Source organism: Streptomyces sp. NPDC005492, assembly GCF_040605995.1.
In the GTDB taxonomy this organism is placed as follows: Bacteria; Actinomycetota; Actinomycetes; order Streptomycetales; family Streptomycetaceae; genus Streptomyces.
Map to the genome: position 1 here is coordinate 17,236 of NZ_JBEXDX010000032.1, position 11,304 is coordinate 28,539.

10 protein-coding genes and 1 pseudogene are annotated in these 11,304 nt (G+C 70.4%); 8 read left to right on the plus strand and 3 right to left on the minus strand.

From position 1 onward, the window contains the following. The 7 genes and pseudogenes from ABZT04_RS32405 to ABZT04_RS32435 form a co-directional block, all read left to right on the plus strand. The coding region (locus tag ABZT04_RS32405; protein WP_356060534.1) for a hypothetical protein at window positions 1-255 on the plus strand (255 nt) is incomplete at its 5' end. Between the two features lie 24 nt (window positions 256-279). After that, window positions 280-582, plus strand: a complete 303-nt coding sequence (locus ABZT04_RS32410; protein WP_356060535.1) for a hypothetical protein — start codon at window positions 280-282, stop codon at window positions 580-582. Beyond that, the gene (locus ABZT04_RS32415) at window positions 576-854 is read left to right on the plus strand and encodes a hypothetical protein (protein WP_356060536.1); all 279 of its coding nucleotides are present in this window, start codon (window positions 576-578) and stop codon (window positions 852-854) included. Before ABZT04_RS32410 ends, ABZT04_RS32415 begins: the two co-directional genes overlap by 7 nt. Window positions 855-889: 35 nt before the next feature. Further along, window positions 890-2,659: a S8 family peptidase gene (locus ABZT04_RS32420; RefSeq protein WP_356060537.1), complete on the plus strand. Its 1,770-nt coding sequence runs from the start codon at window positions 890-892 to the stop codon at window positions 2,657-2,659. Window positions 2,660-2,778: 119 nt separating this feature from the next. Beyond that, the gene (locus tag ABZT04_RS32425; RefSeq protein ID WP_356060538.1) at window positions 2,779-3,606 is read left to right on the plus strand and encodes a peptidoglycan-binding protein; all 828 of its coding nucleotides are present in this window, start codon (window positions 2,779-2,781) and stop codon (window positions 3,604-3,606) included. Window positions 3,607-3,770: 164 nt separating this feature from the next. Further along, a pseudogene (locus ABZT04_RS32430) lies at window positions 3,771-3,896 on the plus strand (transporter); the annotation flags it as partial. A gap of 346 nt (window positions 3,897-4,242) precedes the next feature. Beyond that, on the plus strand, window positions 4,243-5,331 hold the full coding sequence (locus ABZT04_RS32435; protein WP_356060539.1) for a hypothetical protein: 1,089 nt from the start codon (window positions 4,243-4,245) through the stop codon (window positions 5,329-5,331). A 60-nt stretch (window positions 5,332-5,391) separates the two neighbouring features. Here the strand turns inward: ABZT04_RS32435 and ABZT04_RS32440 are convergent, their stop codons facing one another. The 3 genes from ABZT04_RS32440 to ABZT04_RS32450 form a co-directional block, all read right to left on the minus strand. Beyond that, window positions 5,392-6,504: a HAMP domain-containing sensor histidine kinase gene (locus ABZT04_RS32440; protein ID WP_356060540.1), complete on the minus strand. Its 1,113-nt coding sequence runs from the start codon at window positions 6,502-6,504 to the stop codon at window positions 5,392-5,394. Between the two features lie 3 nt (window positions 6,505-6,507). Beyond that, entirely contained in the window at window positions 6,508-7,275 is a 768-nt protein-coding gene (locus ABZT04_RS32445; protein ID WP_356060541.1) for a response regulator transcription factor, read from the minus strand. A 228-nt stretch (window positions 7,276-7,503) separates the two neighbouring features. Then, entirely contained in the window at window positions 7,504-9,111 is a 1,608-nt protein-coding gene (locus ABZT04_RS32450; RefSeq protein ID WP_356060542.1) for a metallophosphoesterase family protein, read from the minus strand. A gap of 382 nt (window positions 9,112-9,493) precedes the next feature. On the opposite strand from ABZT04_RS32450, the gene ABZT04_RS32455 reads away from it, so the two are divergent. Then, window positions 9,494-11,299: a methylmalonyl-CoA mutase family protein gene (locus tag ABZT04_RS32455; protein WP_356060543.1), complete on the plus strand. Its 1,806-nt coding sequence runs from the start codon at window positions 9,494-9,496 to the stop codon at window positions 11,297-11,299. Window positions 11,300-11,304: the final 5 nt, after the last annotated feature.

Here is an 11,304-nt window from a genome sequence, read left to right on the forward strand (position 1 = left end):
CAGATGACCCCGCAAGGCTTCGACATCGGCGACGCCCTCAGCACCTTCGCCAAGCTCGCCCCCATCCTCCTGAGCGCCTCCCCCACCGGCCAGCCCGCACAAAGCCAGACCAGCCAGCCCGCACAAGGCCAGATGACCCCGCAAGGCTTCGACATCGGCGACGCCCTCAGCACCTTCGCACCGCTCCTCCCTCTCCTCCTGCTGAGCGCCTCCCCCGCCGGCCAGCAGGCGAGTGGGCAAACCGTGGGTCGGTGACGTCTCGTGGTGACCGAGAACGTCATGCCGTCGCCTGCCTCGGGCGCCTGGCCGGTGATCCCGTTCGCCGTCGCGCAGTCGCCGCTGTCGGCGGGCGGCACCGGCATGTCCCGGGCCCAGTGCGCGGCTCTGCTGGTACGGGCCCACGACTGGCTGGAGCGTGCCGTCGCGCAGGTTTCCGGGGTCAACGGGCTGGCTCCACTGGTGACACAGGCGGTCGACCTCTACCGCAGAGGGGAGTATGACCAGTGCCTGCGTCTGGTGGGCGGGGTGAGGCAGGCCATCGAACTGGCCCGCGCGACACTGCCGAGCCTGCCGGCATGGTGACATCCGGCACTCCCGATCCGGGGCCCGCGGGCACTGGGCCCCGGATCGGCCACTACCTGGTGGGCGGCGACACCGCCTTGGTGGCCCGCGTGGCCGAGCAACTGGGCGGCGAGGCGGGCGTGACCGTACGGATCGTCAGCGGAAGCGTCGAGCGGCCGACGGTGCTCGGCGTGGCGATGACACAGGAGCGCGCCGATCGGCTGCGTACGGAGTTCCAGGGCCGGCTGGTGGTCGAAGTGGACCAGGACATCGAGAGTTACAGCGACAAGTGACCGGCGTGTGCGCCGGGTTGGGAGCGATGAACGACATGTCCGAAAGCAACGAGAACCCAGCGGTCAGCCCCGCCGCCGATGGGCAGGCGGCCGAGGAACTGCGCAGGAGATCCGTGCAGTGCATGGTGGTGCCGCTCTCCTCCGACGTCCTGCCGGCCGGGGTGGAGCCGTATGACACCGACGCCCTGTTCACGCAGTTGGCAAGCGACCCCGAAATGCAGACCCGCAAGCGGATCACTCCGGCCGCGGTGACCACCACGGCGGATCAGGGGCCGCCCGCGCCCGAGGTAGCCGTCGTCAGGATGCCGGCCCACCGCGCGGCAGCACTGGTGCGTGATCCTCGTGTGCACATCGAGCGGGACTACCACCTGCGGGTGACCAGCGTGTCTCCCGAGGCCGTCAGCACCGAGGCGATCAACCCGGGTGTGCAGCTGAGGGCCGCGCCGGTGACGCCCGTCTCGTTCCTCGTGACCGGGAAGGGGACGGGTCCGCTGTCCGAGGCCACGATCGTCGTGATGAGCCCTGAGGGCAACTTCCAGTCCGCGACCGGGCCGGACGGCCGGGCAACCGTCGACCTGACCATCCATGACCTCACCGCCATCAGCGCGGTCTACGTCAAGCCGGCCTTCGATTTCTGGGAGACCTACCAGGACCTCCCGGCGCTGTCGCTGACCGAGGACAACGCCGTGGAACTGCGGCCGCTCTCGGACGACTTCCCCGCTCTGCTCACCGGGCAGGTGAGGGGCTGGGGACTGACCGCATTGAGCCTGGAACAGGTTCCGCCCAACTACCGCGGCCAGGGCATCAAGGTGGCGGTCATCGACTCCGGTTGCGCCGCCCAGCACCCCGACCTCGCTGCCCGGATCGCCGGCGGCGTGGATCTCGTGGACGGCGACGAACCCGGCCAGTGGTCCGTCGACGTGATCGGCCACGGCACCCACTGCGCCGGCGTGGTCGCCAGTTCGGACGACGCCAAGGGCATCCTCGGTATCGTCCCGGAGGCCGAGGTGCACGTGTGCAAGGTGTTCCCAGGGGGCCGCTACTCCGGAATCATCGAGGCACTCAACTACTGCGTCCAGCAGGGGGTCGACGTCGTCAACCTCAGCATGGGCAGCGACGAGCCTTCCGCGCTGCTGAGCCAGGCCGTCGACCAGGCCAGGCAGGCCGGCGTCGCCTGCGTGGTAGCGGCCGGCAACTCCGGCGGGCGCGTGCAGTTCCCGGGGCGGCTGCCCACAGTGCTGACCGTGGCCGCGATGGGCAAGATCGGCCAGTTCCCGGAGCACTCCTTCCACGCCCAGCAGGTGAAGGGACAGCCCGACCAGAACGGGTACTTCTCTGCCGCGTTCACCTGCTACGGCCCCGAGGTCGACGTATGCGCCCCGGGTGTGGCGATCCTGTCCACCGTTCCCGAGCGCGGCTACGCGGCGTGGGATGGCACCTCCATGGCCACGCCGCACGTGACCGGCTTGGCGGCGCTGGTCCTCGCCCACCATCCCGACTTCCGCGACGGTTACCGGACGCGCAACTCCCAGCGTGTGGACCGGCTCTTTGACATCATCCGGTCCTCCTGCGACCAGCTGGACTTCGGCGACGCCGGCCGTACCGGCGCGGGTCTGCCCAACGCCGCCCGGGCCCTGTCGCTGACGGCCACGGCCGCGGCGTCGACGACGACCCCAGAACTCGCCCAACTGCGTGAGGCGTTGCAGAACGCCGGACTGCTCACCGCGACCAGCAGCGATGTGCTCGGTCCTCTGGACGACATCCAGCGATTGCTCCGGGCAGCGGGACTGCTGTCCTCCGGCTGAGGTAGAGGGGACTTGCCATGCAGGACAGTGTGCGGACGGCGTTCCTGCCGTTCAGTGAGCCGCTCGAAGCTCGCGTCCACTTCATGTACCTCGATGTCAAGAGCCTGGTGTCCACCGGGGTGGGCAACCTGCTGGACGCCGACAGCTCGGAACACTTCGGGACCAACCCAAGCCCGCTACCGGACATCTTCGCCCTCGGCTGGTTCGACAAGAACACTCGTGCGCCGGCGAACCGCGAGGAGATCGAGGAGGAATACCGCCAGGTCAAGTTCAGCGGCACGAATCTCGCACCTCTCGGCCAGAAGGAACAGATCACCCGTCTGAGGATCTCCGACGAGGACATCGACTCCCTGGTGACCGCCAAACTCGACAGCTTTGAAGCCACTTTGAAGGGCCGGGCGCCCTTCACGGGGTTCGACGACTGGCCCGCGGACGGTCAGCTGGGGCTGCTGAGCATGGCCTGGGCCATGGGTCCCCTGTTCAATTTCCCCAAGTTCCAGGGCGCCGCCGCCCAGAGCGACTGGACCACCATGGCCCGGGAATGCAAGATGACCGAGGCGGGCAACCCTGGTGTCATCCCCCGAAACATCCGCAATGCCCTGTTGTTCTCGCTCGCCGGCTGGACATCCTCCCAGGGTGGTGCCGACTTCTCGCAGCTCATCTACGACCCCACTCAGAAACTCGACGCCAACATGCGGTCGGGGGCCTTCCCTGTGCCGCTGGAGTTGGCCGTCGGTGTCCAGACGGCACTGGAGACGCTCGGCTTCAATCCGAACGGCCTTGATGGCATCATCGGCCCCGGCACTCGATCTGCTCTGACGTCCTTCCAGTCGTCCGTCGGCCTGTCTCAGACCCCCGATGTGGGAAGCGTCGACGACATACCGCCCGACACGGTGTCCGCGTTGGCGACCGGCCTCGACGGCAAGGCCGTGCAGCACTTCCCTTGAGGGGAGCACAAGTGAGGCAGACGGGAGAGTTTCGACCGTCGCAGTGAGGGCGCCGGTGATCAGGTCGCCTCTGCGCGATCCGCCGCTGCACCGGCACCGGACCCCACGGCGACTGTCCATCATCAGTCCCCGCAAGCGCGACCAGAGGGTCTGGTGCGCGATCGGGTGACATCTGCTTCAGGCACATGCCGGAGCTGCGGTGGGGCCTCGGCTACCCCTTCGCGATCGTGCCGATGGCGGTCGTGTGCACCAGCCTGTACCTCATCTTCAAGCGGCGGGACTGGCTCTGAGCAGCCGTCGCGAGGCGCTGCCGCGAGGCGTCGTGGCAGTGCTCCTTGTCCCGTTCGCTTGCCACTGGGTCACCTGGCCAGGACGAGCGGCTGACCCTCTCGCCTGCGGCTTCATCTGGCGTCCCACGCCGGGTGCCGGACGGAGAGTCTCACTGGCGGGTCGCCCCTGGGCGGCGCCGGCCACGGGGAGAAAAGGGCAGGCCACCTCGTCGTCGGTCTCGGCCGGTTCGCCGGGCCCGATCGAGGGGGGCGGAATGCGTTCCGGCGACCGGGGTACCCGCAGCCTGCCCTCCTTCGCACGTCAGGGCAGCCTCCGAGCGCTGAGGGGGCGGAAGGCGAGGTACGGATGAGCGAAACCGACGGGGCTCGGCGGCTGATCCTGGTGGCCGATCCCGGCCTGCCCGCGGACATCGTCCGGAGCGTCTGTCCTGACCTGCCCGATCGGCTGGACCGGGAACTGGCCACGGGCGTCACCTGGCACGTGGACACCGTGACCACTCCACTGGTGACCGACGACGAGACCGGCGTCGACGACATCGCCGATGCCGTCGAGGCCCAGATGGAGGACGAGAACTGGGACGTCGGCATCTTCCTCACCGACCTGCCGCGCCGCGCACGCCTCGAGACCATCAGCGCCGAGATCGACGCCTCCCACCGGGTCGCCCTCGTCTCCCTTCCCGCACTGGGTTTCCGGCGCCTGAGACCACGGGTGAAGTCGGCGGTCGTGGGCATCACCGGCCGACTGCTGCCCGAGGCGGCGGAGCCCGACGACAAGCTCAGGGTCATCGGCCACTGGGACCACGGGCCGGGCCACGACACCGGCTCGGACCGCTGTCTCGTCCCCGGCCTGCGCGGGCACATCCGCCTGATCGCGGGCATGGTGCGTGCCAACCGCCCGTGGCAGCTTTTCACCAGCCTCTCCCGCGCGCTGGCGGGAGTCTTCGCCACCGCCGCCATCAGCTTTCTCAACAGCACCACCTGGCAGGTCGCCCTCGAACTCAGTGCCTGGCAGCAGACCGTGATCACCGTACTGTCCACGGTCGCCCTCACCGTCTGGATCATCGTCGACCACGGGCTCTGGGAGCGGCCCGGCGACCATCTGCCCGGCCGGCACAACGCCCTGTACCCGTACAACCTGATCACGTTCATCACCATCGCGCTGGGTGTGATCTCGCTGTACGCGGTGCTCTATCTGACCCTGGCGGCCGTCTCCTTCCTCATCCTCGACCCCACCGCATTCGACCAGATCGCAAGACAGTCAACCGGCCCGGCCGACCACTTCTGGCTGGCCTGGTTCGTCGCTTCCATCTCGATCGTCGGCGGTGCCTTCGGAACCGGCCTCGAAGCGGATGAGGCCGTACGCAACGCCGCCTACGGCCGCCGCCACCACGACCGACAGCGCCAGATGACCGAGGGACGACGCGACAGGGCATGAGTCCGGCCGTACGGCGGCGACCAGGAACTGAGCGATCAGGTCATGACGTCGACACCGCGCTCACGCCTCCGCCGTCGGAAGCGTCACCTCGAATCGGCAGCCGCCCGTCACGTTGCGTACCGCGGCGCTGCCCCGGTGGGCCTCCACGATGCCGCGGACGATCGCGAGGCCGAGGCCCGCGCCGGCCGGGGGTGTTCGGGCGTGGGTGCCGCGCCAGCCGGTGTCGAAGACTCGGGGGAGGTCTTCCTCCGGGATGCCGCCGCAGCCGTCCGTGACGGACAGGACCACGCCCTCGGGAGAGCGTTCGGCGGTGACCGCGACCGTACCGTCGGCCGGGGTGCGCCGGATCGCGTTGACGAGGAGGTTGCCCAGGACGCGGCTCATCTCCTTGCCGTCGACCTCGACGGGCACCGGTTCCACCAGGTCGCCGACCAGGCGTACGCCGTGCTCCCGGGCGAGGGGGTCGGCTCCCGCGAGGGCGTCGCCGACGAGGTCGTACAGGGACATGCGCGACGGGGAGAGCGCGAGGGTTCCGGCGTGTATGCGGGAGAGCTCGAAGAGGTCGCCGACCATGTCGTTGAGGCGTTCGACCTCGGTGCGCATCTGGCGTAGATAGCGGGCGGGGTCGGCGGCGACGCCGTCCTCCAGGGCCTCGGACATCGCGCGCAGACCGGCGAGCGGGGTGCGCAGATCGTGCGAGATCCAGGCGACGAGTTCGCGCCGGGAGGACTCCAACGCACGCTCACGGTCCCGGGATTCGGCGAGCTTGGCGCTCGTCGCCGCCAACTCGCGGCTCAGCTCGGACAGTTCGGCGGTCGCCGGACCGTCCGGGGCCGAGAAGTCGCCGCCGTCGCCGAAGTCGCGTGCCGCGAGGGCGAGTTCATGGCTGCGGGCGACGACCCAGCGGCCGAGCAGCAGCGCGGTGGCCAGGGAGACGACGGCCGCCATGGCCACGACGGTGGTGACCACGGACAGGTCGTGCGAGGACAGGAACATCGCCTCCGCCACGGCCAGTGTGCCCGCGAGCATCGCCGCCACCGCGACGGCGGCGACCACGGCCACGGAGAAGGTCAGCGAGCGGCGGCGCAGCAGCCACAGCGCGCCCGCGCCGAGCAGTCCGGCGGCCGCGGCCCCGAGGAAGGCGTAGAGGGCGATGAGCAGCATGTCGTGCATGGTCTACGACTCCACCGTGGATGTGTCCGGCGTGGCGGGCGCGGGCTCCTGGAAGCGGTAGCCGACTCCCCACACCGTCTGGATCAGGCGGGGCACGGCCGGGTCGTCCTCGACCTTGCCCCGTAGCCGGCGGACGTGCACCGTGACGGTCGACATGTCCCCGAAGTCCCAGCCCCACACCTCACGCATCAGGTCCTCCCGGCTGAACGCCTGCCCGGGGTGTCGCAGGAAGAAGGCGAGGAGGTCGAACTCCCGGAGGGTGAGGGCGAGTTCGGTGCCGTTCTTGGTGGCGCGGCGGGCGGCGGGGTCGACGGTGAGGCCCTCCGACCGCAGGGCGCGCGCGGTGGTCGCGGGCCGGGTACGGCGCAGTACCGACTCCACCCGCAGGACCAGTTCGCGGGGGCTGAACGGCTTGGTGACGTAGTCGTCGGCGCCGACCTCCAGGCCCAGGATCCGGTCGTCCTCGTCGCCCCGCGCGGTCAGCATGATCACCGGCACGGGACCGAGCGCCCGCATCCGTCGGCACACCTCAAGGCCGTCCATGCCCGGCAGCATCAGGTCGAGCACCACCAGGTCGGGCCAGTGGGCGGCGGCCCGGGTGAGTGCCTGCGGCCCGTCCTCGGCCCGGTCCACGACATATCCGGCGCGGTCGAGATAGCCGGAGACCACCTCCGCGACGGTCGGATCGTCGTCCACGACGAGAACACGCATCGTGTCCCGATGCCCGCTCGGGGCGGGCACGGCACCTGGGGATTCGTACGGCTGCTGCATACCATCCAGCCTCCCACCAGCGGCGCGCCGGTGCGGCCGCGCGCCCCGGACGTCCGCGTTTCGTAAGGACCGGAATGCGGCCGGACGCCGATCACTCCCCGTAGCGGGAGCTGGCGGACCAGTGGACTTCGGGCCGATCCTCATCGGCACCTTGCACACCTGGCCGATCCCATACAGCGGCGGTCCCGCACACCCACCGGTCGAGGTGGACGTGCGGGACCGCGCTGGTCAGCTCTTGCCGTCGGAGCGCTTGCGGTGGAGGGTGAAGTTCTCGAAGACCGACAGGTCGCCGTTGGGCTTGTTCACGTTGTAGTAGGTCACGTGCATGCGGGTGGTGTCACCGGCGTGCCGGCCGGGGTCGACGGTGAACGCGGCGAAGCCGTAGGGGTGTTCGGTGTCCCGGACGCCGACCCAGACCGCCTCCTCCTTCACATAGGTGGAGGTGCGCTTGCCGTTGGAGCCGGCGGTCGCCGACACGGCGGTGATGACCTTGCCGGTGCCGTCCGTGAAGAAGCTCTGGTTCGTGGTGCCCGAGACTCCGCCGCCGCCGAGGATCATGTGGACGGTGCCGAGGCCGGTGTCGATGTTGTCGGTGGCCGTGGAGACCGGGTTGGGGGTCATCGTCTCGGTGCCGCTGACGACTCCGCGGACGGCCAGGGAGCGCTCGTAGTTGTGCTCGTGGCCGCAGAGCACCAGGTCGACGCCGTAGCGGTCGAACAGGGGGCCGTACTTCTGGCGCAGGCCGAGGTCGGCGCCGTTGGCGTCCGTGGAGCTGACCATGACCTGGTGCATGGCGACGACGATCCAGTCGGTCTCGCGCGAAGCGCGGGCCGCCTTCAACTCCTTCTCCAGGAAGGCGAGTTGGCGCCCTCCGGAGTAGCCGTTGATGTAGACGTCGCCACCGTCCTGGAGGCAGTTGTCGTCGTTCTGGAGCACGATCACCCGGACCGATCCGGCGGTGAACGCGTAGTAGAGGCCCGCGAGTTCGGCATCGGTCTCGGTGGAGGGGAGGGAGAAGTAGGTCTGGTAGGCGCCGAGTCCGATCGGGCCGTTGGCCTTCTCGATCTCGTGGTTGCCGGCCGCCGGCATCCAGGGGCGGAAGCGGGCCGAACGGGTGTTGTTGGTGAAGAAGTTGTTCCAGGTGCGCACCCGGTCGACGTCCAGGTTGGCGTAGCAGAGGTCGCCGTTGAGCAGGTGGAAGAGGGGGGCGACCTGCTCGATGCCGGTGACGATGTCCTTCGTCGCGGGGGTGGAGTTCGCGTCGAGCCCGACCGTGCCGTTGGCCGCCCAGGTGACCTGCGGGGCGGACTGGTCGCCGAAGCTGGTGAAGGTGAGCGGCTTGCGTCCGCGCGGGGCGGTGCGGAAGGTGCCGCTGTCGGGCGTCGCGCCGTCGTGGGTGGCGAGGTAGAGGTAGTCGGTGTCCGGGGTGAGCCGGTTCAGGGCGGCGTGGTGGACGTGGACGGTGCGGCTGGAGGTGCCGTCGACGTAGGTGACGGTGCGGGCCTTGGCGCTGGAGCCAAAGCCGTGCTCCAGCGTGCCGTAGCGCACGACGGGTCTGTTCACCGGTTTGTCGGTGATCCAGGAGACCGTCATCTGGGTGCGCGGGTCCGCGCCGAAGGTGAGGTGCAGGCCCTGGACCGGGGTTGAGCCGGAGGAGTCCGCGGTGAGGTGCAGTGCCGGGGCGTCGAGCGGGGCGGCCTGCGCCGTTCCTGCTCCCAGCAAGGGGGTGACGGCCGCGCCGGCGCCGGCCGTACCGAGGAGTCCCAGCGCGTGACGCCGACTGACCCCCTCCGACGACTGGTCCGACCTGTCCGGCGTCTCTGTCTGTGCGGTCATGGTGCCCTCCCTGGCGAGCAGTTGAGCTGACAACGTCCGCACCCTGGCGCTCGCCGGCGGCCCCTGAGTGAACAGTGCGTTGCCAGAGGGTCATTGCGGCACTGGGGGCCGGCCGTGGGGCCGATTCTTGCCACGGGCTTTGCCAGGAGCCGCCCCTTCGTTGGCACGGGCGGGCGGCCGGGCGCGGGTCGAGGAATCATTTCCGGCCACCGCTGTCGCCAACTCCTGGTCCGCCGCGAGTCACTGGACGAAATGAGCCACGGCGACCTCGGGGCGCGGCCGCCCCACCCACCCCTTCGGAGTGGTCTAGACCGCCCCGCGAGGCAAAGGTCACAGCCCTGTCCTCTGCTGCTCACCTGCACCTTTGCCCTAGCATCCGAGCATGACGGTCCTGCCTGACGACGGGCTCTCGCTGGCCGCCGAGTTCCCTGACGCGACCCATGAGCAGTGGCAACGCCTGGTGGAAGGCGTACTGCGCAAGTCCGGCAAGGAAGTCTCGGGCACGGCAGCGGAAGACGCCCTGTCCACCTCGCTGGAGGACGGGCTGCGCGCCCGTCCCCTGTACACCGCGGACGACTCCGCGCCCGAGCCCGGCCTCCCCGGTTTCGCCCCCTTCGTACGGGGCGGCCGCGCCGAGGGCAACACCCTCGGCGGCTGGGACGTACGACAGCGCCACACGACCGCCGACGGCGCCGCGCTCCTCGCGGACCTGGAGAACGGCGTCACCTCGCTGTGGCTGGTCGTGGGCGAGCAGGGCATCCCGGTCTCCTCGCTCGGCGCCGCCCTCGACGGCGTCTTTCTCGACCTGGCGCCGGTCGTCCTCGACGCGGGGAGTGAAGTCGAGCCCGCCGCAAGCGAGTTGCTACGGCTGTACACGGAGCGCGGGGTCGACCCGCGGGCCGCGCGCGGCAACCTGGGCGCCGACCCGCTGGGCTTCGCGGCCCGCACCGGCGACGAGGGCTTCGCCTTCGCGCCCGTCGCCGCGCTCGCCCGGCGCTGCGCCGAGGAGTACCCGGGGCTGCGGGCGCTCACCGTGGACGCGCTGCCGTACCACGAGGCCGGCGGTTCGGCGGCGCAGGAGCTGGGCGCCTCGCTGGCCACCGGTGTCGCCTATCTGCGGGAGCTGACCGAGGCCGGGCTCAGCGTCGAACAGGCCGTGTCCCAACTGGAGTTCAGGTACGCGGCCACCGCCGACCAGTTCCTCACCATCGCCAAGCTGCGCGCGGCGCGCCGGCTCTGGGCGCGCGTCGCCGAGGTCTGCGGGGCGCCGGGCGGTCAGGTGCAGCACGCGGTGACCTCGCCGGTGATGATGTCCCGCCGTGACCCGTGGGTGAACATGCTGCGCACGACGATCGCCACGCTGGCCGCCGGGGTGGGCGGCGCCGAGTCCGTCACCGTGCTGCCCTTCGACCACGCGCTGGGCCGGCCGGACGCCTTCGCGCGCCGGATCGCCCGCAACACCTCGACGATCCTGGTCGAGGAGTCGCACCTCTCCCGGGTGATCGACCCGGCGGGCGGCTCCTGGTACGTGGAGCGGCTCACGGACGAACTGGCCCACGCGGGCTGGGAGTTCTTCCAGCACATCGAGCAACTCGGCGGCCAGGCCGCCGCGTTGCGTTCCGGCCGCCTCAGCGAGGACCTGGCCGCGACCTGGGCGGCCCGCAGCGCGAAGCTGGCCAAGCGACGCGAACCGATCACTGGCGTCAGCGAGTTCCCGAATCTCGCCGAACGCCTTCCCGAGCGCGCACCGGCCCCCGCCGAACCCTCCGGCGGACTGCCGCGCGTCCGCCGCGACGAAGCCTACGAGGCACTGCGCGCCCGCTCCGACGCCCATCTCGCGGCGACCGGCTCCCGGCCGCGGATCTTCCTGGCCGCCCTCGGCCCGGCCGCCGAGCACACCGCCCGCCTCGCCTTCGCCACGAACCTGTTCCAGGCGGGTGGCATCGAGCCGGTCACCGAGGGCGAGTTCGCGGACAGCGGGGCCACCGAGGCCTGTCTGTGCTCCAGCGACGCCCTGTACGAGGAGCAAGCGGCCCAGACCGCCGGGGAGTTGAAGTCCGCCGGTGCCGGGCATGTGTTCCTCGCGGGGCGCCCCGCTCAGTACACGGGTGTCGACGCCTATGTCTTCGCGGGCTGTGACGCCGTGGCCGTACTGTCCGCCACCCTCGACCGCATGGGAGTGTCCTGATGGCA

Coding starts and splice junctions, on each gene's coding strand:
- ABZT04_RS32410 (WP_356060535.1), top strand. CDS start 280: ATGCCGTCGCCTGCCTCGGGCGCCTGGCCGGTGATCCCGTTCGCCGTC.
- ABZT04_RS32415 (WP_356060536.1), top strand. CDS start 576: ATGGTGACATCCGGCACTCCCGATCCGGGGCCCGCGGGCACTGGGCCC.
- ABZT04_RS32420 (WP_356060537.1), top strand. CDS start 890: ATGTCCGAAAGCAACGAGAACCCAGCGGTCAGCCCCGCCGCCGATGGG.
- ABZT04_RS32435 (WP_356060539.1), top strand. CDS start 4,243: ATGAGCGAAACCGACGGGGCTCGGCGGCTGATCCTGGTGGCCGATCCC.
- ABZT04_RS32440 (WP_356060540.1), bottom strand. CDS start 6,504: ATGCACGACATGCTGCTCATCGCCCTCTACGCCTTCCTCGGGGCCGCG.
- ABZT04_RS32445 (WP_356060541.1), bottom strand. CDS start 7,275: ATGCAGCAGCCGTACGAATCCCCAGGTGCCGTGCCCGCCCCGAGCGGG.
- ABZT04_RS32450 (WP_356060542.1), bottom strand. CDS start 9,111: ATGACCGCACAGACAGAGACGCCGGACAGGTCGGACCAGTCGTCGGAG.
- ABZT04_RS32455 (WP_356060543.1), top strand. CDS start 9,494: ATGACGGTCCTGCCTGACGACGGGCTCTCGCTGGCCGCCGAGTTCCCT.